This window comes from Corynebacterium auris, assembly GCF_030408575.1.
Lineage (GTDB): Bacteria > Actinomycetota > Actinomycetes > Mycobacteriales > Mycobacteriaceae > Corynebacterium > Corynebacterium auris.
Map to the genome: position 1 here is coordinate 941779 of NZ_CP047047.1, position 22944 is coordinate 964722.

Consider the following 22944-nt stretch of genomic DNA (forward strand, 5'->3'; position numbering starts at 1 on the left):
CGGGCTGTCACGCTCGTCCTATTGCCGGATGCGCGCCCAACGCGAAGCGGCAATGCTTGATCCCTCGGTTGTTAAACACGACGACCTCCGTCGGTGGGTTAATGACTTCGCCGATTCCCATCGCAGGTGGGGCTACAGGCGTGCCTATGTCGCGGCTCTCGACGCCGGCTACGACATCGGCCGGGATGCGTTTCGCCGCCTATGGAGAAAAGAACAACTGTTGGTGACTCCACGCACATTACGTAAACGGGTCTGTGCCACAACGCCGATTGCGCGTGTGAGCCCAGCCGACCACCCGGGGCATGTGTGGGCGTTGGACTTCCAATTCGACTCTGACTACCAGGGGCGGCGCTTTAAGATCTGCAATGTCATCGACGAGTTCACACGCCAGCATGTGACTTTCAAAGTGGACAGGTCCATTGATGCGGCATCCGTGGTGGAGCTATTGGATCTTGCCGTGCTTGACCGCGGGGCGCCGAAAGTGCTCAGGATGGATAATGGTCCTGAATTTATTGCTGCTAAACTGCAGGATTGGGCCGAAGAGCACAAGTGTGTGCAGGCATTCATTCCTCCTGGGCAGCCGTGGCATAACGGGTTTGTGGAATCGTTTCACAACCGGATGCGCGACGAGGTCTTGGAAGACAATCTGTTCGATGACGTCGAGCAGGCCCGGCAGATCATCGGGTTCTGGTCGAAGCGGTATAATGACACCCATCCTCATTCATCGCTGGGCTACATGAGCCCGAATCGATTCGCGGTGCAATGGAGGAAAGAAAACACAACCGCAGCCACTCAAGCCACACGGTCCTAATCCTCAGCCCACACCAGGGGAAAGTCAGATCACACTGGATTTGCTCACCAGGGCGGTGAATCAGCGTGTCCACCGGGTCCGCCTGCTGGTAGTCGGGGCGGATGCGGCGCACATTATCGCGAAACCATGTGATCGACCCACACCACCCCACACGCTGCGCGATCACAGTGGCAGGCAACGGCGGGGTCTGCACCAGCAGGGCACGCACCCGCGATTCAAACGGGGTGAAGCTGTTTTCGGTGCTTGCACGCTTCTTGTACACAGGCGGCGCATCTGAGGCCAACGCCCTTTCCACCGTCTTTTTCGAGCAGCCAACTTCGGCCGCGATTTTCCTGATCGACAGGCCCTGTCGACGCAGATTCCTGATCTTGGCCCAATCTTCCACGGAAATCACCCATCCAATCTTGTCGGTGGGCTACTTTTCGACCGTCGCAAGTGGGCTACTTTTCAAGCGTCGCTAACACTCTGCGATCTCTGCTACTTCCACTGTCTCTTGAGCAGCACATACCAGCTGCACCGCTACCCGGAACTTGTCTAGTTCAGTGCTCGCTGTATAGTTCAGTGCATGCTGACCATTGCTTCGCGCCTCGACGTGATGAACCGCCTGGGTCGTGCACTGGCCGACCCCACTCGATCCCGCATCATCTTGACCCTGCTCGACCATCCCGCTTACCCGGCGGAACTGTCCCGAGATCTGGACCTGACACGCCCGAACGTGTCCAACCACCTGGCATGCTTGCGCGATTGTGGGATCGTCGTCTCCGAGCCCGAGGGGCGTCGGACGCGATACGAGATCGCCGATCCGCACCTGGCGCAGGCGCTGACTACATTGATCGATGCCACCTTGGCAGTAGACGAAGACGCCCCGTGCATCGATCCCGCCTGCTCGCTTCCCGGGTGCTACGCAGCTGGGGAGGACGCATGATTCTCACCTCGGTCTTGCAGGCGATAGGCCTGTTCGCAGCTACCAACATCGACGACATCATCGTGCTCTCCCTCTTCTTCGCGCGAGGGGCAGGCCAGCGCGGCACTACCGCCCGCATTCTGGCCGGCCAGTACCTCGGATTCGCGGGCATCCTCGGTGCCGCGGTTCTGGTGACCATCGGCGCCGGAGCATTCCTGCCCTCGACAGCCATCCCGTACTTCGGTCTCATCCCTCTGGGCCTCGGCCTCTGGGCCGCATGGCAGGCCTGGCGCGGAGACGATGACGACGATGACGACGAGGCCAAGGTTGCCGACAAGAAGGTCGGCGTGGGGACAGTCGCAGGCGTCACCTTTGCCAACGGTGGCGACAACATCGGCGTCTACACCCCTGTATTCCTCAGCGTGGAACCTCTCGCAGTAGTCGCCTACTGCGTTATCTTCCTCGCGCTCGTTGCGGTCCTGGTGGCCCTGGCAAAGTTCGTCGCCACCCGCCCCCCGATCGCGGAAATGTTCGAACGCTGGGAGCACATCCTCTTTCCCATCGTTCTCATCGGCCTCGGCATCGTGATCCTCGTCAGCGGCGGAGCCTTCGGGCTCTGACGTAGCAGCAGCGTTCCAAACGGCCCCGGCCGGGCGCACCCCTCTCGGTTCGGTTGTGTCCGTTAGCGTGGTGTATCTGTGACTGTCGGTGAGGGGCCTCATGAATGTGTGAGGCGGCCACCGCAGTACCTTTCGAATCAGTTCTTACCTCTCCTCGAAAGGAACCACCGTGAGTGGCCGCTGGACCCAATCATATCGACCCGACCGCCTACCTTGATGAGCTGCTCGCCCAAGCCTCTCCGGATCTGATGCGTCAGATGCTGCAGGATGTCATCAACCAGATCCTTGTCCATCCAGGCAGACAGCGTCTGCGGGGCTGACTACGCCACCGTCAGCGACACCCGCACCAACCACCGAAACGGCTACCGCCACCGCGACCTGGACACACGCGTGGGCACCATCGACGTGAGAATTCCGAAACTTCGCCGCGGATCATTCTTCCCCGACTGGTTGCCCCCGCGCCGCTCACGAGCAGAACGCGCCCTGGCCACCGTCGTAGCCACCTGCTACCTCAAGGGGGTCTCCACCCACCAAATGAACGACCTGGTCGCCACGCTCGGGATCACCAACCTGTCGAAGTCACAGGTGTCTACCATGGCCAAAGAACTCGACGTGATGGTCGACAACTTCCGCACCCGCCCGTTGGACACCGGCCCCTACCTCTATGTTTCCTGCGACGCGCTGACCATGAAGGTGCGTGAAGGCGGGCGCGTCGTGAAAACCAGCGTGCTGCTGGCCACCGGGGTTAACGCCGACGGGTACCGGGAGTTGTGTGGTATGCAGGTCGCCACCGCCGAATCGGCCGCGTCGTGGACCGGGTTCTTCCGCGACCTGAAAGCCCCGCCCACTCCAGCCTGGATCAGGTGTACCTGGTCACCAGTGACGCCCACCTGGGCATCCAAGCCGCTGTGGGTGATTGCCTGCCCAACGCGTCCTGGCAGCGGTGCCGCACCCATTTCGCGAAGAACCTCATCATCGATGGTGCCGAAAACTTAAGTGGCCCACCCTGTCGGCGATGTTTCACACGATCTTCCAACAACCCGACGCCCAGGCTGTGTGGGACCAGGCCCGAGACGTTGTCGAGTTTTGCCAGCAGACATTCCCCCATGTGGCGCATTCACCTGGAGGAATCCTTAGACGACCTGCTGGCGTTTACGAATGCCCCGAAAGCGGTGTGGACGAAGGTGTGGTCAAACAACCCCACCGAAAGGCTCAACCGGGAGATCAGACGCCGCACCGACGTCGTGGGGATTGTCCCCAACCGCGACGCCGTCGTGCGTCTGGTCGGGGCGGTACTCGCCGAGCAACACGAGTGAGAAGGATCCAAACAGAAACGCTACATGTCGCTAACCAGCCTGGAACAGACCACAACGATGATGAGAGCCACCGTCATTGATGCCGGCGAATCCACTCAGGAGGTTGCATGAGCCCACGCCAGCACCGAGCTCGTGACGGCCCCTGACACCGTCACCCTGCTTGTTCTTATCGAAAGGCAGATACACCACCACCGTGGACTTGACCCAACTGGGATGCCGGTCCGTCCAGCAAGTCGCGATTCATGCGTCAAGCATGACGAGACTCATGACACCCGTGTCCCCGACAGGATTCGAACCTGCGACCTTCGGTACCGGAAACCGATGCTCTAATCCACTGAGCTACGAAGACATCCGCTGCCGCCGGTGAGGGCGGGCAACGGGTTACAACCCTAGCACCCCGCGTGGGCGGGGTGAAAACGGGTTGTTCTTACTGGGCGAGCGCCTCGAAGTAGCCGGGGGCGTCGGTGGTGTGGACCTCGCCGGAGCGCAGGTAGTCCACGACGATGCGGTCCACGGCGGCGTTGCCCAGGCCCACGTGGCCGTGGCCGGGGCCGTGGACGGTGACCAGGTGGGAGCCCATGGCGTTGGCGATGGTGCCGCGGCCGGCGTAGACCGTCTGGGGGTCGTTGAGCGCGTTGATCTGCAGGGGGCGCACTTTGAGCCCGGCGCCGCTGAGGGGGATTGTGCCGGTCACGGGCTGGGCGCCGGAGCAGTAGGCGCCAGAGCCGATGAGGGCGTTGGGGGCGGTGAAAATGTCGCCGGAGATAAAGTTGCTCCACACGGCGGCGGGGATGAGGGAGTAGTCGGGCGGGGTGACGTTTTCGTTGCACATCTGCACGGATTGGAGGCGCACCAGCGCCAAGGCGGAGGCTGCGAGCTCCTCGATCATTGCCTGCGAAGGCTCGGGCAGCTGGGGCGCTTCGAAGGTGCCGTTGGTCATGCGGGCGAGGGTGTCCCAGCTGCGCGCCTGAGGCAGGAAGATGCGTGTGTTGTTCAGCAGCGGCGACGCGGCCTGGTTGGCGCCGGGGTTGAGCAGGCGGGAGACGATTCCCTCGGCCTCCACGCGGGGTTTGCCGGTGGCGGTCATGACGTCCGCGCCCAGCTGGCCGGTGAACTCGAGCCCGGGCGGGAGGTCGCCGACGCGGGCGGGCGGCGGGGTGACGGTGGGGTTGGTGCCGGTCTCGGCGACGACGCGGCGGGACCAGTACTGGTACGCCTTGAGCGGGGTGTCGCCCATGCCGTAGGTGGCGTTGTTGGCTGCCACCCACGCGAAGTACTCGTTGAGCACGGCCTCGTAGCCGGCCTGCTGGTCGCGCATGAGCTGCTGCCACTGGGCGTTGGGGTCCATGGCGGAGTCAAGCACCACGCGGTCGGTGGTGGCAGGGAAGAGGGTGGCGTAGGCGGAGCCGAGGTAGGTGCCGTAGGACAGGCCCAGGATGGAAATGGTGTCGTAGCCCAGCGCGCGGCGGGCCGCGTCCCAGTCGCGGGCGTTGTTTTCCGTGGTGATCGTCGCGGCGTAGCCGGGGTGCGGGCCGTCGCAGGCCGCGCGGCTCTGGGCACCGGAGCTCAGCAGGCCTTCGGCCTGGACGCGTGCCAGTGAGGAAAGGCCAGAGACCTCCGGCAGGGTGCACTCGAGGGGTGTGGAGTGGAGCAGCCCGCGCGGTTGGACGATGACGCGGTCCCACTCGTCGACGATCTCCTGCGGCCATTCGAACCCGGCTTCGGGGGAGCCGAAGTAGGTGTAGCCGTCGCCGCCCGGGCCGCCGGGGTTGCCGAAGAGAACGCCGCGCTTGGCGGCCTGGTTGGCGGCCGGGATCTTCATCACGCCGATGGAGATGGTGGGGCTTGCGGGGTCGTCGTAACGCATTGGCGTGTCAAAGCTGCCGCATTGGGCGCTGGGGAGCGTGACCGAGGCGGGGCACTCCTCCCACCGAATCTGCGGTGCGGGATCGGCCGAGGCGGCGGGGGCGAAAACGCTGCTGGCGATGGCGGCGGCAGCGAGGAGTGATGCCGAGGTTTTTGCTGGGTGTTTCGCTGTCAATGTGTCGAGCCTTTCCAGGTTCATGACATGGATTTTTATGAACTGTGCCTCATACTAGCTATGCGCGCGATGGAAAGCGTGGCACGGGAAACAATGACAGCAAAGCGGCCGGTCGCCCTCTCGAGGGAGACCGGCCACTTTGTGCGTTAAGGCGCCACCACCAGCACGATCAGGTCGCGCGGGCCGTGCACGCCCTCGACGCGGACGAGCTCGATGTCGGAGGTGGCGGACGGCCCGGAGATCATCGTGGCGGGCTTTTCCGGGTCGATGCGCTCAATCATCTCCGGCACGCCGTAGACGACGGTGTCGGCGCGCACGATCACGACGTGGCGGTCCGGCACGAGGCTCAGCGCCCGGCGCCCGCAGACATCGTCGGCCTGCAGGGCGATGGTACCGGTCTGGGCGCAGGTGACGTGCGAGTCGGTGACCACGGCGTCGACCGAGCCGAGATCGCGCGGGTCCGAGGCGGGGTCGTCGGGGCGGGCGGTGCCCTCGAAGCGCGAGAAAAGGGAGGCGTCGAGGCCCGGGGCGTGGACGACCTCAGAGCAGTCGCGCTCGCGCAGCACCGAGGCGAGGGTGGCGGGCAGGTCGCCTGCCGTGGTGTCCACTACGTCCGCTTTGTAGTCCACGAGCCGGTCGACGAGGAGCTCGCGCAGCTCCGCGGCGCTGTGCGAGGACTCGGTGCGGTACTCGCGGGCGGGGGTGACGTGGGAGGGGGCGTCGGAAAGCGCGAGCGCGTCGCGGATGCGGGCCAGGATCTCCTGTTTTGCGGTGCGGGCCATGCTAGTTCTCCTCGTCCTGGTCGCTGGGGCGGGCGTCGGAAAGCAGCGTGCGGGCCTCCTCGGTGTCCCACCAGGAGCGGAAGGACTTCTTCGGGGGCACGGCGACGTCGCGGTAGTTGGTCCAGGCGGACAAGGGGGCGGGCAGGGTGGAGATCTGCCGGTTGAAGCCGCCGAGGACGCGGCCGAGCGCGACCATGCGCACGGCCTTGTCCCACAGCCCGGGTGTGCTCCAGAGCAGCCCCAGCGCGGCGAAGGCCTTCGACTCGGCGACGGGGGTGTGGTCCTCGACCTTGCGGTGGCGCAGCTCGAGGAGGATGTCGGTGATGGGGATTTTCACGGGGCAGACCTCGTCGCAGCGCCCGCATAGTGAGGAGGCGTAGGGCAGGGTGGCGTTCGGGTCGCTCGCCGAGTCCATGCCGGTCAGCTGCGGGGTAAGGATCGCCCCGATCGGGCCGGGGTAGGTCGAGCCGTAGGAGTGGCCGCCTGCGCGCTCGTAGACGGGGCAGACGTTGAGGCACGCGGAGCAGCGGATGCACTTCAGGGCTTCGCGCCCGATGTCGTCGGCGAGCGCGGCGGTGCGGCCGTTGTCAAGCAGCACGATGTGGAAGTTGCGCGGGCCGTCGCCCTCGGTCACGCCCGTCCACAGGGAGGTGTAGGGGTTCATCCGCTCGCCGGTGGAGGAACGGGGCAGAAGCTGCAGGAAGACCCCGAGATCGGCGAAGGTGGGCACGAGCTTTTCGACGCCCATCACGCTGATCAGGGTCTCGGGAAGCGTCAGGCACATCCGGCCGTTGCCCTCGGATTCCACGATGGAGATGGTGCCCGTCTCCGCGATGCCGAAGTTGGCGCCGGAGATGGCCACCTTTGCCTTCATGAACTGCTCGCGCAGAAACTTCCGCGCCGCCTCCGCCAACTCCTTCGGCTCGCTGGTCAGCGACTCGTCGGCGGTGGGCATGTGCGCGACGAAGGTGTCGCGGATCTCGGCGCGGTTGCGGTGAATGGCGGGCACGACGATGTGGGAGGGGAAGTCCTCGCCCAGCTGCACGATGAGCTCCGCCAGGTCGGTCTCCTGCGCGTGGATCCCGGCCTTGTCCAGCTCCTCGTTGAGCGCGATCTCCTGGGTGGCCATCGACTTGATCTTGACCACCTCCGTCTCTCCGGTTTCCTCGATGAGGCGGCGGATGATGTCGTTGGCCTCGCGCGAATCGCGCGCCCAGTGCACGTGGCCGCCGCGCTTGGTCACCTCCGCCTCGAACTGCTCCAGCAGCTCCGGCAACCGCGCCAGCACGTCGCGCTTGATGGTGGAGCCGGCCTCGCGCAGCGCTTCCCAGTCGTCAAGCTCGTCGACCACTCCCTGGCGCTTGGCCCGGATGGAGGTGGTGGCGTAGGTGAGGTTGCGCCTCTTTGTGACGTCGTCAAGCTCGCTGTGTGCCCTTTTTTGGAACTTTGTGGCCCCGCGCAGGTTGCTCGGGCCTTTCGCGCGCGGCGGCATGGCGGGCCTGCCCAGCATGACTTTCACAGCATGGCCTCCCTCGAGTAGGCGGCTGAGGTCGGCGTCCACGGGTGCTCCCTCGTCGAGGCGAGGATCTCCGCGATGTGCACCGCGCGCACGCCGAGGTGCTGGCGGCTCAGCGCCCCGGCGATGTTCATTAGGCAGGAGGAATCGCCCGCCGTGACGTACTCGGCCTCGGTCTCCTTGATGTGGCGGGCCTTGTCGGCGACCATCGCGGCGGAGACCTCGGCCATCTTCACCGCGAAGGTGCCGCCGAAACCGCAGCACTCCTCCTTGAGCGGCAAGTCCACAAGCTCCAGGCCCGCGACGTTTTGCAGCAGCTGGTAGGGGCGCTCGCCCACGCCGAGGATGCGTTTCGAGTGGCAGGACTCGTGGTAGGTCACCCGGTGGGGGAAGAAGGCGCCGAGCTCGGTGGTCCCGGCGACGTCGACGATAAACTCGGTGAGCTCGTAGGTCTTCGTCGCGGTGGCGGCGGCGGCCTCGGCGAGCCCGGGGGAACCATAGCGCGAAGCGAGGCGTTCGTGCTGGTGGCGCACGGCGCCAGCGCACGAGCCGGAGGGCGCGACGACGTAGTCGATGGAGGGGTCGGAAAATGCCTCGACGTAGGTCTCGACGATCGGCGCCGCCTGGCGCTGGTACCCGGTGTTGATGTGCATCTGCCCGCAGCAGGTCTGCCCTTCGGGCACGACGACCTCGTAGCCGAGGCGGGCCAGCACGAGCGCGGAGGCTTTGTGCGCGTCCGGGAACAGGGCGTCACCGATGCAGGTCGGAAACAGCGCTACACGCATGTGTGGCTCCATTCTTTCCAGAATCTATCCAGCGAATATGAGGTTAACGCGATACTACGCCTGGCCGCAGGCCCATGTGCCGCCTCATGGGTCCCGCCGAGGCTGAGGGGGAGGATGTCCGCGGCCTCAATTACACTGTTGGCCCATGACGCCAGCAGACCTCGCCGCCACGATCAAGAGGGCCACCACCGACGTTCTCACGGCCCACGAGCTCGACGCCACCGTCGTTCCGGAGACGGTCACGGTGGAGCGCCCCCGCAACCCGGAGCACGGCGACTACGCAACCAACATCGCCCTCCAAGTGGCCAAGAAGGCTGGCACCAACCCGCGCGAGCTCGCCGCATGGCTTGTCGACGCCCTCTCGGCCGACCCCGACATCGCCACCGCCGAGGCCGCCGGCCCCGGCTTTATCAACCTGCGCCTGGCCACGGGCGCCCAGGGCAAGATCGTCACCGACATCCTCGCCGCGGGCACCGAATACGGCCGCTCCGACGCCTACGCCGGGCAGAAGATCAACCTCGAGTTCGTCTCGGCCAACCCCACCGGCCCGATCCACCTGGGTGGCACCCGCTGGGCCGCGGTCGGCGACTCCCTCGGCCGCGTTCTCGAGGCCTCCGGCGCCGCGGTGACCCGCGAGTACTACTTCAACGACCACGGCGGGCAGATCGACCGCTTCGCCCGCTCGCTGGTGGCGGCGGCGAAGGGCGAGCCAACCCCGGACGACGGCTACGGCGGTGACTACATTGCGGAGATCGCCGGGCGGGTCGTCGACAAGCGCCCAGCTGTGCTCGAGGGGGAGCCCGCCGCGGTGCAGGAGACCTTCCGCGCGGAGGGCGTGGAGATGATGTTCGCCCACATCAAGCAGTCCCTCCACGACTTCGGCGTCGACTTCGACGTCTACTTCCACGAGAACTCCCTGTTCGAGTCCGGGGCGGTGGACCGCGCGATCCAGACGCTCAAGGACAACGGCAACCTGTACGAATCCGAGGGCGCGTGGTGGCTGCGCTCCACCGACTTCGGCGACGACAAAGACCGGGTGGTGCTCAAGTCCGACGGCGACGCGGCCTATATCGCCGGCGACATCGCCTACGTGGCCGACAAGTTCGAGCGCGGCCACACGCTGGCCATTTACATGCTCGGCGCTGACCACCACGGCTACATCGCGCGCCTGCGCGCGGCGGCGCAGGCGCTCGGCTACGACCCGGAGGCCGTCGAGGTGCTCATCGGGCAGATGGTCAACCTCGTGCGCGACGGCAAACCGGTGAAGATGTCGAAGCGCGCCGGGACGATCATCACCCTCGACGACCTGGTCGACGCGATCGGGGTCGACGGCGCCCGCTACGCCCTCGTGCGCTCCTCCGTCGACCAGACCCTGGACATCGACCTGGACCTGTGGACAAAGCAGTCCTCGGACAACCCCGTTTATTACGTGCAGTACGGGCACGCGCGCCTGTGCTCTCTCCAGCGCAAAGCGGCCGAGGCGGGGGTTGACCACGCCGGGGCCGACGTCGCGCTGCTGTCGCACGAGAAGGAGGGCGACCTCATCCGCACGCTCGGCGAGTTCCCGGCGGTTGTCCGAGCCGCCGCCGACCTGCGCGAGCCGCACCGCATCGCCCGCTACGCCGAGGAGCTCGCCAGCGCCTTCCACAAGTTCTACGACTCCTGCCAGATCCTGCCCAAGGCGGGCGAGGATCCGGAGCCGATCCACGCCGCGCGCCTCGCTCTGGCTGCGGCGACCCGCCACGTTTTGGCCAACGCCCTGCGCCTTGTCGGCGTCACGGCCCCGGAGAGGATGTAGCGAATGCTCGATCCCGTCCTGAACACGGCGAACCTCTCCCGCGACGATTTGCTGCGGATGCGGCACAACGAGGCCGGCTGCTTTAATGACCTGCCCGCCCACGTGTGGCCCCGCAACGCCGCCCGCCACGAGGACGGCTCTGTCTCCATCGCCGGCGTGCCGCTGACGGAGATCGCCGCCGAATACGGTACTCCGGTCATGGTCGTCGACGAGGACGACTTCCGGTCCCGCTGCCGCGACATGGCCCGCGCGTACGGTAACCCGGCGCACGTGCACTACGCGGCGAAGGCGTTTTTGACCACGCGCATTGCCAGGTGGGTGGCGGAAGAAGGCCTCGCCCTCGACGTAGCCAGCGAGAACGAGCTGCTCATCGCTTTGGCCGCAGATTTCCCGGCGCAGCGGATCACCGCCCACGGCAACAGCAAGAGCGATTCATTTCTGCGCCGCTGCGTGACCAGCGGCGTCGGCCACGTGGTCATCGACTCCCACCAGGAGCTCGACACGCTAAACCGCATCGCCGGGGAAGAGGGCGCGGTGCAGGACGTGTTTATCCGCGTCAAGCCCGGTGTGGAGGCGCACACCCACGAGTTCATCGCCACCAGCCACGAGGACCAGAAGTTCGGCCTGTCCCTGGCCTCCGGCTCCGCGTTCCGCGCGGCACAGTCGGCGCACGACGCACCGAATCTCCGCCTGACCGGCCTGCACTGCCACGTCGGCTCCCAGGTCTTCGACGCCGAGGGCTTCAAACTCGCCGCTTCCCGCGTGCTGGGCCTGTACGCCACGATCTACAAGGAGCTCGGCCTCCACTTGGACTTCCTGGACCTCGGCGGCGGCTACGGCATCGCGTACACGGTGGAGGAAGAGCCGCTTGATGTCGACGCCGTCGCCCGCGACCTGCTCCGCGCCGTCAGGGACGCGGCCGGGGACCTGGGCATTGCCCCGCCCACGGTGATCGTGGAGCCGGGCCGCGCGATCGCCGGCCCCGCGGCCGTGACCGTCTACTCTGTGGGCACCGTCAAGGACGTCCGCGTGACCGACGAGGCCACCCGCCGTTACATCGCCGTCGATGGGGGGATGAGCGATAATATTCGCACCGCGCTCTACGGCGCCGAGTACGACGCGCGCATTGTCAACCGCAACACCGAAGGCGACCCGCACGCGACGCGTCTGGTCGGATCCCACTGCGAATCCGGCGACATCCTCATCAATAATGCCCTCTGGCCTGACGATATCGCCCCCGGCGACCTCATCGCCCTCGCCGCCACCGGAGCATACTGCTTTTCCATGGCGTCCAACTACAACTGCTTCGGCCGGCCCGCGGTGGTCAGCGTGCGCGAGGGGAAGATCACCCCGATGGTCCGCCGCGAGACCATTGATGACTTACTCGCCCGAGAGGTTTTTGTAGACTCGTAGGGCATTACGTCCGCAACGGCCGCTTCGCCCCGCCACCTCGGCGAAAGCGGCCGGTAACTATGACACAGGAGTACCATGACCGCGCTGAGTTCCGAAGGCAGGAACGGAAACTACCCCGGTAAGGGTATCGGGCAACCCGTGGGGGTCGCCTTGCTGGGTATGGGAACCGTCGGCACTGAGGTACTGCGCCTGATCAACGAGTTCTCCAGCAACCTCGAACACCGCATCGGTGGCCCGATCGACGTCCGCGGCGTGGCCGTGTCCGACCTGAGCAAGAAGCGCGAGGTGCTCGACCACTTCCCAGACATCACTCTTACGGATAACGCCCGTGAGTTGATCGACCGGGATGACGTCGACATCGTGGTCGAGGTCATCGGCGGCATTGACTACCCGCGCGAGCTGGTCCTCGCCGCGCTCAACGCCGGCAAATCCGTGGTTACCGCGAACAAGGCCCTCATCGCCGCCCACGCCGACGAGCTTTCCGATGCCGCCAACGCCGCCGGCGTCGACCTTTACTACGAGGCAGCCGTGGCCGCCGCGATCCCGGTGGTGGGCATGCTGCGCCGCTCCCTGGCGGGCGACCAGGTCCAGCGCATCTCCGGCATTGTCAACGGCACGACTAACTACGTGCTGGACGCGATGGCGTCCACCGGCATGACCTACGACGAGGCTCTCGCCGAGGCCACCCGCTTGGGCTATGCGGAAGCTGACCCGACCGCAGATGTCGAGGGCCATGACGCCGCTTCCAAGGCCGCGATCATGGCGTCGATGGGCTTCCACTCCCGCGTGACCTACGATGACGTCCACGCAGAAGGCATCACCAACATCACCGCCGCGGACATCGAGGCTGCGCGCGAAGCCGGTTTCACCATCAAGCTGCTCGCCATTTGCGAAAGGCTTATCGACGACGCCGGTCAGACCTCCGTCTCCGCCCGCGTTCACCCGACGCTCGTGCCGAACGACCACCCGCTGGCCACCGTCGATAAGTCCTACAACGCCGTGTTCGTCGAGGCTGAGGCCGCTGGCCGCCTGATGTTCTACGGCAACGGCGCCGGCGGTGCGCCCACCGCCTCCGCCGTCCTCGGCGACCTGGTCGGCGCAGCCCGCAACAAGATCCACGGCGGCCGCGCCCCGGCCGAGAACCCGTACGCGCACTACCCGGTCGCGGACTTCGGCGACGTGCCCACGCGCTACCACATCGATATGTCGGTGGCTGACCGCGCCGGTGTCCTGGCCGAGATCTCCCGCCGCTTCGCCGCGCAGAACATCTCCATCTCCGCGGTCCGCCAGGAGGAATCGGGCGAGCACTCCCGCCTGATCGTGGTCACCCACAAATCCCTCGAGAGCAAGCTGGCCGCGATCGTCGACGAACTCCGTGAGATCGACGAGGTCAAGGCCATCAACTCCGTCATCCGTCTCGGGGCTTAGCCATGAGCATTGATCTTGAGGTAGGTTTGCGCGCCCGCGTGACGGTTCCCGGCAGTTCCGCGAACCTGGGCCCTGGTTTTGACACCCTCGGTGTGGCGGTGGGAATCTACGACACCGTCGAGGTGGAAGTTACGGGCTCCGGCCTAGAGGTGGAGATCTTCGGCGAGGGCGCCGGTGACCTGCCCCGCGATAGCTCTCACCTCGTGGTCAAGGCGATCAACTCGGGCCTCCATGCCGCCGACGTCCACGCTCCGGGGCTGAAGGTGACCTGCCACAACAGCATCCCGCAGTCCCGCGGACTGGGATCGTCCGCCTCCGCTGCCGTCGCCGGCGTTGTCGCCGCGAATACGCTTGCCGGCGGGCCGCTGAGCACCGACGAGATCATCCAGCTCAGCTCCGCGTTCGAGGGCCACCCCGACAACGCCGCCGCCAGCGTCGTGGGCGGAGCGGTGGTGTCGTGGACGAACATTCCCGTCGACGGCGTGTCCCAACCGGAGTACCGCGCGGTCTCGGTCACAGTGCACAAGGACATCATGGCCACGGCGCTCGTCCCAGACTTTTACGCGTCCACGCACGCTGTGCGAAAGGTGCTGCCTTCGCACGTCACGCATACCGACGCCCGCTTCAACGTCTCCCGCACAGCGGTGATGACGGTGGCGATCCAGACTCACCCCGAATTCCTCTGGGAGGGTACCCGCGACCGCCTGCACCAGCCCTACCGCTCCGACGTCCTGCCGGTTACGGCCGAGTGGGTCAACCGGCTGCGCAACCGCGGCTACGCCGCCTACCTGTCCGGTGCCGGCCCGACCGCCATGGTGTTGTCCACGGAGCCGGTCGACCCGAAGATCCTCGAGTCCGCGCGTGAGGCCGGCCTCCGCGTCCTCGAGCTCGACATCGCCGGGCCTGTGACTGCGGAACTGCTCCGCGCGTAGACGCGTCGAAGGGCCGCTCCCAGACCTACGATGGCGCCTCTCCGTGACGACATGGGGGCGCCTGGAGAACGCTATCCCTCGGCCGCCTCGACCTGCTCGGACGTCGGGTTGCCGTGGGAGCGATTGCCCGGCCCGGGCAGGGTGATGATGTCGTACTTGTCGTTGGCCAGGTGCTTGCGCAGGTCCTTCTTGTCGAACTTGCCCACCGAGGTCTTGTCAATGGACTCGACGAAGGCCCAGTACTCGGGCGCCATCCACGTCGGCAGGGTGCCCTGCAGGGAGTCGCGCAGCTCTTCGGCGGTTTCGCGGGTTGGGTCGATGCCCTCGTAGAGGACGGTGATCGCCAGCGGCCGCTCGCCCCACTTGCGGTCGGGGTAGCCGATGACGGCGCATTCGACGACTACGGGCGATTCCATGATCAGGTTCTCCACCTGCGCGGAATAGATCCACTCGCCGCCGGAGCGGATGACGTCGCGGGCGCGGTCGTAGAGCGTCATAAAGCCGTCGTTGGTCACTGTGCCCACGTCGCCCGTGCGCAGCCAGCCGTCGGCGGTAAAGAAATCGCGCGCGTCAGAGACGTCCTCGCCGCGGAACGTGCTGGCTGCTTCGCCGGGCTCCTGCGTCGGCGAGTGGTAGTAGGAGGCGGCGACCATGTTCCCGCGCACCTGGATCTCGCCCTGGGAACGGTCGGTTGCGGCCATCACCTCGCCGTCGTTGACCACGCGGTACTCGAGCCACGGCGCGAAACGCCCCTGGGAAACGCGGTACGCCCAGCGCGCCTCGCCGGACACGCCCGAGGGCGGGCGGGCGATCGTGCCCACGGTCGAGGTCTCCGTCATGCCCCAGACGTGGACGACGTCGACGCCGTAGCGCTCCTCCCACACCTTGATTAGCGCCGGCGGGGCGGGGGAGCCGCCGACGTAGATCTCGGTCAGGCTCATCCGCTCCGGCGGGTTGTGGACGTAGTGGACCATGAGCTGGATCCACAGCGTGGGCACCCCGTGCGCGACACGCGGGTGGGTGCTGGCGATGAGCTTGGCCAGCGTCGGGGCGGAGACATCGGAATCCGGCAGCACCAGGGGGGCCCCCACGAGGAAGGCCGCGAAGGGCACGCCCCAGCTGAGCACGTGGTAGACGGGGATGCAGCAGAGGAAGGACTCGCCGTGGCTGACCGCGAGCGAGTCGGTGGCGCGCAGGCTCATCGCCTCGAGCCAGATGGAGCGGTGGGAGTAGGCCACTCCCTTCGGCGCGCCGGTCGTCGCGGTGGAGTAGACGAGGGCAGCGGCGGTGTTTTCCGAAAGCTGGGGCCATTCGTAGATCGTCGGGCGGCCGTCGAGAAGCGATTCGTAGCTGTAGACCTCGACGCGTTCCGGCATCTCGCGGGCGGGGCCGTCGAGGGGCTCGACGCCGGTGAACACCGCGGCGCGCACCGTCGGGCAGCTGTCTAGGATGCGGCCGAGCTTGGGCGCCAGGCGCGGGTCGGCGACAACCACCTCCGCCTCGGAGTGGTTGACCACGTAGGCGATCTGATCCTCCATGAGCTGCACGTTCAGGGGCGTAAACACGGCACCTTTCGCCGCGACGCCGAACATCACCTCGAGGTGTTCGGCGCAGTTGTACATGAGGGTGGCCACTCGCTGGTCGTCGTCAATGCCGAGGTCGTCGTGGAGCGCGTGCGCGAACGCGGCAGCGCGTGCGCCGACCAGCGCGAAACTCGACTCTTCGGCCTGGCCGGCGCGCCACGTGGTGACCTTCGTCGTCCCGTGGACCGTCTCGCCGTACTCGAGGATCCGCCCGACGGAAAACGGCACTTCCTGCATGGTGGAGAGCATGGCCTCTACTCTAGCTTTGCTTTTCGACGCCCCGTTTATGCGTTCCGGCCGCCTTATGCGTTAGAATGACCACCGGACCGCCAGTGAATCTTCCGCTAGTGGATCTTCCTGGGAACCTTCATGAGCGATCCCCGCGCACCTGCGCCGAGTGTCAGGGCGTGGGCTGCGGTTCCACCCCTTGTTTTCAAGCTCCGCGCCGGACCTTGTTTGGCCGCACCCGGCTGGGCGGTCCGGACGCCGCGCGAGCGCGGGGGAGCGGGCGGGCGAAATGCGCCCCGGCCCATCCGCGCGAGCACCACAAGACGAAATTGCACACGAAAGCTTCCCGGCACCACAGCGCAGAACGACCGCGAAGAGCACAACCTGGCCGGGCGAGCGACGAAAGGACATCCGTGACCGAATCGGGCACCACCGCAGCAGGGCAGAACCTGGCTGCGCTCAAGATCCCAGAACTGCGCAAGATCGCCGCCGAGCAGGGCCTGAAGGGGCTCTCCGGCCTCCGCAAAGGGGAGCTGATCCAGGCGATCAACACCGGTGTCGTCCCCCGCAAGGCCGCCGAGAAGGCGGAGGGGACGGACGAGGCCCCGCGCCGCCGCGCCACCCGCAAGGCCGCCGCCCCCGCCGAGGGGGAGGACGCCGCGCTGAAGACGGAGAAGGCGGAAAAGACGGAGCAGACGGGGGAGTCTGGGAAGACCGAGAAGCCCGAGAAGCCCGAGGAGGGGGGCGAGGACCAGCGCTACGAGTCGCGTTCCGCCGCCCGCCGCGCCCGCCGCAACCGCGCCCGCCAGAACCACGACAACGCGCACGACAACTCCCACGACAACTCCAAGGACGGCGGCTCGGGGGAGCAGCAGGACAACGACAACTCCGGTGGCCGCGGCAACAACAGGGACAACAACCGGGATAACAACAGGGACAACAACGAGGGGGGCAACCGGCGCGGGCGCCGGGGCCGTCGCAACCGCAATCGCGGCCGGGGCGACGGGAACAACAACGGCCACAACAACGGCCACAACAACGAGGGCAACCACAACTCGAACCAGCAGGACTTCGACCCGTCCGAGCTGCAGGAGGTCGCCGGGATTGTCGACGTGGTGGACAACAACTCCGCCTTCATCCGCACCACCGGCTACCGCCAGAACTCCGCGGACGTCTTTGTCAACAACAAGCTGGTGCGCTCCAACGGCCTTCGTTCGGGCGACGCCGTGATCGGACAGGTGCGCGCGAACGGGCAGGGCCACTCCCACGGCTCCGGGCGCAACCGCCAGCGCTACAACCAGCTGGTTCGGGTTGATTCCGTCAACGGCATGAGCCCGGAGGAGTCGCGCCAGCGCAAGGAGTTCCACAAGCTCACGCCGCTGTACCCGAACCGGCGTCTGCGCCTGGAGACGGAGCCGAACATCCTCACCACGCGCGTGATTGACCTGGTCATGCCCATCGGCAAGGGCCAGCGCGCGCTGATCGTCTCCCCGCCCAAGGCGGGCAAGACGACCATCTTGCAGAACATCGCGAACGCGATCGCGACAAACAACCCGGAGTGCTACCTCATGGTCGTCCTCGTCGACGAGCGCCCCGAGGAAGTTACCGACATGCAGCGCAGCGTCAAGGGCGAGGTCATCGCCTCCACCTTTGACCGCCCGCCGAGCGAGCACACCGCCGTGGCGGAGCTCGCGATCGAGCGAGCGAAGCGCCTGGTGGAGATGGGCCAGGACGTGGTGGTCCTGCTCGACTCGATCACGCGCCTCGGCCGCGCCTACAACAACTCCTCGCCGGCCTCCGGGCGCATCCTTTCCGGCGGCGTGGACTCGAACGCGCTCTACCCGCCGAAGCGCTTCTTGGGCGCCGCCCGCAACATTGAGGAGGGCGGCTCGCTGACCATCATTGCCACGGCGATGGTGGAGACGGGCTCCGCCGGCGACACCGTCATCTTCGAGGAGTTCAAGGGCACCGGCAACGCCGAGCTGAAGCTGGACCGCAAGATCGCGGAACGCCGCGTCTTCCCGGCCGTGGACGTCAACCCCTCGGGCACCCGCAAGGACGAGCTGCTCATGAGCCCGGAGGAGGCGCGCGTCATGCACAAACTACGCCGCGTGCTATCCGCCCTGGACCCGCAGCAGTCGATCGACATGTTGATCAAGCAGCTGAAGAAGACGAAGTCCAACGGCGAGTTCCTCATGGGCGTCGCGCAGTCCGCGCCGATGGCGGCGGCCCAGTCGGAGGAGGAGTACATCTAATGGCCAAGGGCACGAGCGAAGGCGCTTCGCACGTCTCGCTAGTCGACGACTACGTCTCCGAGTACCAGGGCATCCAGGCCCAGATGGGCGACCCGGACATCGCGGGGGACCAAGAGCGCTTCCGCAAGCTCTCGAAGCGCTACGCCGAGCTACAGCCGATCATCAAGGTCAACGACGAGTTGGTGCAGGCCCGCGAGGACCGCGAGGCCGCCGCCGAGATGGCCGCGGAGGACAAGGAGTTCGCCGAGGAGGCTTCCCGCCTCGAGGGCGAGATTGTCCGCCTGGAGGAGGAGCTGGCCGACCTGCTCGCCCCGCGCGACGAGCACGACGGGGACGACATCATCATGGAGATCAAGGCCGGCGCGGGCGGCGAGGAGGCGGCCCTGTTCGCCGGCGACCTCGCCCGCATGTACCAGAAGTACTGCGAAAAGAACGGCCTGACCTGGGACGTCCTCGATCTTGCCGAGTCCGACCTGGGCGGGGCGAAGGACATGACGGTGGCCATTAAGTCCAAGAACCCCTCGCGCGACGGGGCGTGGAGCAAGCTGAAGTTCGAAGGCGGCGTGCACCGCGTCCAGCGCATCCCGGTGACTGAGTCTCAGGGGCGCATCCAGACCTCAGCGGCCGGCGTGCTCGTCTACCCGGAGCCGGAGGAGGTCGGCTCCGTGGAGATCGACGAGAAGGACCTGCGCATCGACGTCTACCGCTCCTCTGGCAAGGGCGGCCAGGGCGTGAACACGACCGACTCGGCCGTGCGCATCACCCACCTGCCCACGAACATCGTGGTGACCTGCCAAAACGAGCGCTCCCAGATCCAGAACCGGGCGCGTGCGATGCAGGTGCTGCAGGCCCGCCTCGACCAGATCGAGCGAGAGAAGGCGGAGGAGGAGGCCGCGCAGGGTCGCGCCTCCCAGGTGCGCACGATGGACCGCTCCGAGCGCATCCGCACCTACAACTGGCCGGAAAACCGTATCTCGGACCACCGCATCAACTACAAGGCCAACAACCTCGACTCCGTGCTCGACGGGAACATGGACGAGCTCATCACAGCCCTCCAGAATCACGAGCGCCAGGAGCGCCTTGAAGCCGAGTAGCCTGCGCGACGTGATCGCCCGCGCCTCCCGCACCCTGGGGGACGCGGGCGTGCCCACGCCCGAGGTCGACGCGCGCCTTATCGCCGCGTCGCTTCTCGACGTCCCGCCCCTGCACCTCTCCTTCACCGACGCGCCGGCAGGGTTTGCCCGCGATTACGCGGACGCGATTGCCCGCCGTGCGGCGCGGGAGCCGCTGCAACACATCACAGGCAGCGCGCAGTTCGGCCCGCTGGAGCTCGCGGTTGGCCCGGGGGTGTTCATCCCGCGCCCGGAAACGGAGGTGCTGGCGCAGTGGGCAGTGGACGCGTTGGCCGATACCGCGGACCCGCTGGTGGTGGACCTGGGCACGGGTTCGGGCGCGCTGGCGATCTTTATGGCGCGCGCCCGCCCGGACGCCCGTGTCATCGCGGTGGAGCGCTCCGCGACGGCCCGCGGCTACGCACGGGAGAACGCGGCGGCGAATGGGGCGTCGATAAGCGTGCTGGCGGGGGACATGACGGACCCGGAGCTGCTTGAGGATCTCGCGGGCCGCATCGACCTCGTTGTGGCGAACCCGCCGTATGTGCCCGAGGACCCCGACCTTGCCCCGGAGGTGTACTTCGACCCCGCTGAGGCGGTCTTTTCCGGCGCCGAGGGGATGGACGCGATCCGCGGGCTCGTGCCCGTCGCCGCCCGTCTCCTTTCCCCCGGCGGGAGCGTGGGGATAGAGCACGACGACACCACCTCGCGCGCGGTGTGTGAGGCCGTGCGAGCGGCGGGCCGCTTCGCAGAGCCAGCCGTACTGCACGACCTGACGGGTCGGGCCCGCTTTGTCACGGCGAGTAAGCTAAACGGCTGACACGAGCCGAGGAGAAGACGAGGGAGAGCTATGCCGAGCACGATCCACAACTGCCTGGACCCTGAGGGGCGGGAAAAGGGCCTCAAGGCCGCGGTGGAGGCCCTGCGGGCCGGGCAGTGCGTGGTCCTGCCCACGGACACGGTCTACGGCATCGGCGCCGACGCCTTCAACAACGACGCCGTAGCCAGGCTGCTGGCCACCAAGCGCCGTGGCCCAGACATGCCCGTGCCCGTCCTCGTCGGCTCCTGGATGACCATCCAGGGGCTCGTGCGGGAGTTTTCCGAGACGGCGAAAACCCTCGTCGAGGCTTTCTGGCCCGGCGGGCTGTCGATCGTGGTGCCCGAGGCGCCCAGCCTGCCGTGGAACCTCGGGGATACGCGCGGCACCGTCCTCGTCCGCATGCCCAACCAGCCGCTCGCCATCGAGCTGCTGCGGGAGGTCGGGCCGATGGCGGTATCTAGCGCCAACATCTCGGGAAGCCCCGCGCCCGTCACAGCGGCCGGGGCGAAGCAGCAATTCGGCGACGCGGTCTCCGTCTACCTCGACGGCGGCGAGTCAGAGGTGGGGCAGGCGTCCACCATCATCGACATCTCGGGGCCGCAGCCCGTCATTCTGCGCGAGGGGGCCATTCCCGCCGAGCGCATCGGCGAGGTCCTCGGCCTGGACGCGGAGCAACTGCGGAGGAAGTAGATGAGCGGAGCGGGAGTGCCGCTGCGCGAGCTCGCCCTCGTGCTGCTCGTCGCGGCCGCCATTACGTACCTGGCAACCGGGCCGCTTCGCTCGCTCCTCGTGCGCACGGGGCGCGTCGCCGAGATCCGGCAGCGCGACGTGCACACGCAGCCGACGCCCTCCGTCGGCGGTCTGGCCATGTTCGCCGGGTTCGTCGCCGCGGTCTTCCTCGCCCAGCAGCTACCAGCGCTGACCCGCGGCTTCGCGCCCGTCACGCCTGAGATGACGGCGGTGCTCGCGGGTGCGGGGGCAATTGTCATCGTCGGCATCGTCGACGACCTGTACGAGCTCGGGGCGTTGACCAAACTCATCGGCCAGTTCTTCGCCGCCGTGCTCATGAGCTTGCTCGGCCTCGTCTTCACCGTTTTCTACCTGCCGGTCGGGGGAGGGACCACTCTCATCTTCGACCAGGTGCAGGGCGTGACGGTGAGCGCGATCTTCACCGTTGTGCTCATCAACGCGGTGAACTTCGTCGACGGTATTGACGGCCTAGCCGCAGGGCTGGGAATGATCGCGGGTGGGGCCATCCTCGTCTTTTCCCTGACGGTGCTCCACGACCAAGGCGGCGCCGTTTCCGCCTACCCGCCAGCGATCATCTGCGCGGCGCTCGTGGGCATCTGCGCCGGGTTTTTGCCCCACAACTTCGAGCCGGCGCGGATCTTCATGGGGGACTCTGGCGCGATGCTCATCGGCCTTCTGCTCGCCGCCGCCTCGATCTCGGCCTCTGGAAAAATCAACATGTCCCTCTACGGCGCGGCCGACTTCGTCGCGCTCATCAGCCCCATCGTGGTCGTGCTCGCCGCCGTCGCGCTACCCGTGCTCGACCTCGTCTGGGCGGTGATCCGGCGTACCGCCCGCGGCCAGAGCCCGTTTGCCGCCGATGCCGGGCACATCCACCACCGTCTCCTGCGGCTCGGCCACACCCACCGCCGCACGGTGCTCGTGCTCTACCTGTGGGTCTCGGCCGTCGCTTTCGGAGCGGTGAGCTATTCCATCGTCCCGGTCACCTGGGCCACCGGCTTTACCGTCGCCGCGCTCCTCGCGGCGGCGGCGCTAACGGCCGTGCCGCTCATGCGGGGCAAGATCGGGCCGGTACGCACGGACCCGACTGCTGGGCCCGGCTAGTTGCCCAGAACGTCCTCGATGCGGGTTTCGCCGTCGTTGAACTCGATGACGCGGTTCAGCGTGGCGTCGCCTGCCGGGCCGTTGTCCACAGCGGCGGCAACGACGTGGGCCACGTTGGCACGGCTGGTCTCGGTGGGCTCGTCGGCGGAGGCGTCGATCCGGCCCGTGCCCTCCTCCAGGGTGAGCATGCTCGGGCGCACCAGGGTGAAGTTGAGGCCGGAGCGCTCCAGGTGTTCGTCCGCCTCGCCCTTCGCCTGCGCGTAGGGGTAGAAGTCGTTGTCCTTGTCCACTCCGTGGTCGAGGCCGGCACCGAAGTACGAGACCATGATGAAGTGGCCAACGCCCGCCGCTACCGCGGCGTCGATCGCGCGCTTGGCAGCGTCGCGGTCGACGGCGTAGGTCCGCTCCGGGTTACCGCCGCCGGCGCCCGCAGACCAGACGACAGTGTCGATCTCGCGCTCGCGCAAAAGCTTTTCGATCGCGGCGGTGTCGTTGTCCTGGATGTCGAAGACGACCGGCGTCGCGCCGTCCGCCTCGACGTCCGAGACCTGCTCCTGCTTGCGGATCAGCCCGACGACGGTGTGTCCCTGTTCGCGAAGGCGCGGCACCGCCAGACGAGCGACCTTGCCGTGTGCGCCGATGATTGCAACGTTGTGAGCCATGATTCCTCCTCGTGTGGTTCCATAAGAAATCGCGTACACCTCCCCACCGTAGACACTTTTGCGCCGCGGGTAGGATGCGAAGCT

The 22944-nt window shown here is 66.9% G+C and carries 20 protein-coding genes, 1 tRNA gene and 1 pseudogene; 14 read left to right on the top strand and 8 right to left on the bottom strand.

Annotated elements, in window-relative coordinates:
• Nucleotides 1-28: 28 nt before the first annotated feature.
• On the top strand, nt 29-811 hold the full coding sequence (locus tag CAURIS_RS04535; protein WP_290343029.1) for an IS3 family transposase: 783 nt from the start codon (nt 29-31) through the stop codon (nt 809-811).
• Nucleotides 812-1136: 325 nt separating this feature from the next.
• On the opposite strand, the pseudogene CAURIS_RS11605 reads toward CAURIS_RS04535, so the two are convergent.
• Nucleotides 1137-1205 (bottom strand): annotated as a pseudogene (locus CAURIS_RS11605) (hypothetical protein); the annotation flags it as partial.
• Nucleotides 1206-1376: 171 nt separating this feature from the next.
• On the opposite strand from CAURIS_RS11605, the gene cmtR reads away from it, so the two are divergent.
• The 4 genes from cmtR (at nt 1377) to CAURIS_RS04560 (ending at nt 3651) form a co-directional block, all read left to right on the top strand.
• Complete coding sequence (gene cmtR / locus CAURIS_RS04545) at nt 1377-1736, top strand: Cd(II)/Pb(II)-sensing metalloregulatory transcriptional regulator CmtR (protein WP_290343031.1); 360 nt, start codon at nt 1377-1379, stop codon at nt 1734-1736.
• On the top strand, nt 1733-2335 hold the full coding sequence (locus CAURIS_RS04550; protein ID WP_290343032.1) for a cadmium resistance transporter: 603 nt from the start codon (nt 1733-1735) through the stop codon (nt 2333-2335). The genes cmtR and CAURIS_RS04550 overlap by 4 nt, the downstream gene beginning before the upstream one ends.
• 267 nt (nt 2336-2602) lie before the next feature.
• Nucleotides 2603-3331 carry an IS256 family transposase gene (locus tag CAURIS_RS04555; RefSeq protein WP_290343033.1) on the top strand — a complete coding sequence of 243 codons (729 nt, stop codon included), beginning with the start codon at nt 2603-2605 and terminating at the stop codon, nt 3329-3331.
• Nucleotides 3244-3651 (top strand): transposase, encoded by a 408-nt coding sequence (locus CAURIS_RS04560; protein WP_290343034.1) that lies wholly within the window; start codon nt 3244-3246, stop codon nt 3649-3651. Before CAURIS_RS04555 ends, CAURIS_RS04560 begins: the two co-directional genes overlap by 88 nt.
• Nucleotides 3652-3926: 275 nt before the next feature.
• Here CAURIS_RS04560 and CAURIS_RS04565 read toward each other — a convergent pair.
• The 5 genes from CAURIS_RS04565 to CAURIS_RS04585 all read right to left on the bottom strand — a co-directional run bounded on the left by CAURIS_RS04565 (nt 3927) and on the right by CAURIS_RS04585 (nt 8775).
• A tRNA-Arg gene (locus CAURIS_RS04565) sits at nt 3927-4000 on the bottom strand.
• A gap of 78 nt (nt 4001-4078) precedes the next feature.
• Nucleotides 4079-5692, bottom strand: coding sequence for an alpha/beta fold hydrolase (locus CAURIS_RS04570; protein ID WP_353959252.1), 1614 nt, complete (start codon nt 5690-5692; stop codon nt 4079-4081).
• 146 nt (nt 5693-5838) lie between these two features.
• Nucleotides 5839-6474 carry a LutC/YkgG family protein gene (locus CAURIS_RS04575; RefSeq protein ID WP_290343035.1) on the bottom strand — a complete coding sequence of 212 codons (636 nt, stop codon included), beginning with the start codon at nt 6472-6474 and terminating at the stop codon, nt 5839-5841.
• A 1-nt stretch (nt 6475) separates the two neighbouring features.
• Entirely contained in the window at nt 6476-7984 is a 1509-nt protein-coding gene (locus CAURIS_RS04580; RefSeq protein ID WP_435384037.1) for a LutB/LldF family L-lactate oxidation iron-sulfur protein, read from the bottom strand.
• 5 nt (nt 7985-7989) lie between these two features.
• Nucleotides 7990-8775, bottom strand: a complete 786-nt coding sequence (locus CAURIS_RS04585; protein WP_290343036.1) for a (Fe-S)-binding protein — start codon at nt 8773-8775, stop codon at nt 7990-7992.
• 145 nt (nt 8776-8920) lie between these two features.
• On the opposite strand from CAURIS_RS04585, the gene argS reads away from it, so the two are divergent.
• The 4 genes from argS (at nt 8921) to thrB (ending at nt 14346) form a co-directional block, all read left to right on the top strand.
• A complete protein-coding gene (gene argS, locus CAURIS_RS04590) occupies nt 8921-10573 on the top strand; it encodes an arginine--tRNA ligase (protein WP_290343037.1) in 1653 nt (550 codons plus the stop codon).
• 57 nt (nt 10574-10630) lie between these two features.
• Complete coding sequence (lysA, locus tag CAURIS_RS04595) at nt 10631-11986, top strand: diaminopimelate decarboxylase (protein WP_290343312.1); 1356 nt, start codon at nt 10631-10633, stop codon at nt 11984-11986.
• Between the two features lie 75 nt (nt 11987-12061).
• Nucleotides 12062-13414, top strand: a complete 1353-nt coding sequence (locus tag CAURIS_RS04600; RefSeq protein ID WP_290343038.1) for a homoserine dehydrogenase — start codon at nt 12062-12064, stop codon at nt 13412-13414.
• A 2-nt stretch (nt 13415-13416) separates the two neighbouring features.
• Nucleotides 13417-14346: a homoserine kinase gene (gene thrB, locus CAURIS_RS04605; protein ID WP_290343039.1), complete on the top strand. Its 930-nt coding sequence runs from the start codon at nt 13417-13419 to the stop codon at nt 14344-14346.
• A gap of 71 nt (nt 14347-14417) precedes the next feature.
• Here the strand turns inward: thrB and CAURIS_RS04610 are convergent, their stop codons facing one another.
• The gene (locus CAURIS_RS04610; RefSeq protein WP_290343040.1) at nt 14418-16178 is read right to left on the bottom strand and encodes a long-chain fatty-acid--CoA ligase; all 1761 of its coding nucleotides are present in this window, start codon (nt 16176-16178) and stop codon (nt 14418-14420) included.
• Between the two features lie 392 nt (nt 16179-16570).
• On the opposite strand from CAURIS_RS04610, the gene rho reads away from it, so the two are divergent.
• Genes rho through CAURIS_RS04635 form a run of 5 tightly spaced genes read left to right on the top strand, consistent with a single transcriptional unit; the run spans nt 16571 to nt 22198 of the window.
• Nucleotides 16571-18412, top strand: a complete 1842-nt coding sequence (gene rho, locus CAURIS_RS04615) for a transcription termination factor Rho (RefSeq protein WP_290343041.1) — start codon at nt 16571-16573, stop codon at nt 18410-18412.
• Nucleotides 18412-19506 carry a peptide chain release factor 1 gene (gene prfA / locus CAURIS_RS04620; protein ID WP_290343042.1) on the top strand — a complete coding sequence of 365 codons (1095 nt, stop codon included), beginning with the start codon at nt 18412-18414 and terminating at the stop codon, nt 19504-19506. Before rho ends, prfA begins: the two co-directional genes overlap by 1 nt.
• Nucleotides 19493-20344: a peptide chain release factor N(5)-glutamine methyltransferase gene (gene prmC / locus CAURIS_RS04625; RefSeq protein WP_290343043.1), complete on the top strand. Its 852-nt coding sequence runs from the start codon at nt 19493-19495 to the stop codon at nt 20342-20344. Before prfA ends, prmC begins: the two co-directional genes overlap by 14 nt.
• A gap of 30 nt (nt 20345-20374) precedes the next feature.
• Complete coding sequence (locus CAURIS_RS04630; protein ID WP_290343044.1) at nt 20375-21034, top strand: L-threonylcarbamoyladenylate synthase; 660 nt, start codon at nt 20375-20377, stop codon at nt 21032-21034.
• Entirely contained in the window at nt 21035-22198 is a 1164-nt protein-coding gene (locus CAURIS_RS04635) for an MraY family glycosyltransferase (protein WP_290343045.1), read from the top strand. It abuts the gene before it with no gap.
• On the opposite strand, the gene CAURIS_RS04640 is transcribed toward CAURIS_RS04635, so the two are convergent.
• Nucleotides 22195-22860 carry an SDR family oxidoreductase gene (locus tag CAURIS_RS04640; protein WP_290343046.1) on the bottom strand — a complete coding sequence of 222 codons (666 nt, stop codon included), beginning with the start codon at nt 22858-22860 and terminating at the stop codon, nt 22195-22197. The two genes, CAURIS_RS04635 and CAURIS_RS04640, sit on opposite strands and share 4 nt — an antisense overlap.
• Nucleotides 22861-22944: the final 84 nt, after the last annotated feature.

What these genes read in the sequence shown, in the direction of transcription:
- CAURIS_RS04535 (WP_290343029.1), top strand. Translation starts at nt 29, where the DNA reads ATGCGCGCCCAACGCGAAGCGGCAATGCTTGATCCCTCGGTTGTTAAA.
- cmtR (WP_290343031.1), top strand. Translation starts at nt 1,377, where the DNA reads ATGCTGACCATTGCTTCGCGCCTCGACGTGATGAACCGCCTGGGTCGT.
- CAURIS_RS04550 (WP_290343032.1), top strand. Translation starts at nt 1,733, where the DNA reads ATGATTCTCACCTCGGTCTTGCAGGCGATAGGCCTGTTCGCAGCTACC.
- CAURIS_RS04555 (WP_290343033.1), top strand. Translation starts at nt 2,603, where the DNA reads ATGTCATCAACCAGATCCTTGTCCATCCAGGCAGACAGCGTCTGCGGG.
- CAURIS_RS04575 (WP_290343035.1), bottom strand. Translation starts at nt 6,474, where the DNA reads ATGGCCCGCACCGCAAAACAGGAGATCCTGGCCCGCATCCGCGACGCG.
- CAURIS_RS04580 (WP_435384037.1), bottom strand. Translation starts at nt 7,984, where the DNA reads ATGCTGGGCAGGCCCGCCATGCCGCCGCGCGCGAAAGGCCCGAGCAAC.
- CAURIS_RS04585 (WP_290343036.1), bottom strand. Translation starts at nt 8,775, where the DNA reads ATGCGTGTAGCGCTGTTTCCGACCTGCATCGGTGACGCCCTGTTCCCG.
- argS (WP_290343037.1), top strand. Translation starts at nt 8,921, where the DNA reads ATGACGCCAGCAGACCTCGCCGCCACGATCAAGAGGGCCACCACCGAC.
- lysA (WP_290343312.1), top strand. Translation starts at nt 10,631, where the DNA reads ATGCGGCACAACGAGGCCGGCTGCTTTAATGACCTGCCCGCCCACGTG.
- CAURIS_RS04600 (WP_290343038.1), top strand. Translation starts at nt 12,062, where the DNA reads ATGACCGCGCTGAGTTCCGAAGGCAGGAACGGAAACTACCCCGGTAAG.
- thrB (WP_290343039.1), top strand. Translation starts at nt 13,417, where the DNA reads ATGAGCATTGATCTTGAGGTAGGTTTGCGCGCCCGCGTGACGGTTCCC.
- CAURIS_RS04610 (WP_290343040.1), bottom strand. Translation starts at nt 16,178, where the DNA reads ATGCTCTCCACCATGCAGGAAGTGCCGTTTTCCGTCGGGCGGATCCTC.
- prfA (WP_290343042.1), top strand. Translation starts at nt 18,412, where the DNA reads ATGGCCAAGGGCACGAGCGAAGGCGCTTCGCACGTCTCGCTAGTCGAC.
- CAURIS_RS04630 (WP_290343044.1), top strand. Translation starts at nt 20,375, where the DNA reads ATGCCGAGCACGATCCACAACTGCCTGGACCCTGAGGGGCGGGAAAAG.
- CAURIS_RS04635 (WP_290343045.1), top strand. Translation starts at nt 21,035, where the DNA reads ATGAGCGGAGCGGGAGTGCCGCTGCGCGAGCTCGCCCTCGTGCTGCTC.
- CAURIS_RS04640 (WP_290343046.1), bottom strand. Translation starts at nt 22,860, where the DNA reads ATGGCTCACAACGTTGCAATCATCGGCGCACACGGCAAGGTCGCTCGT.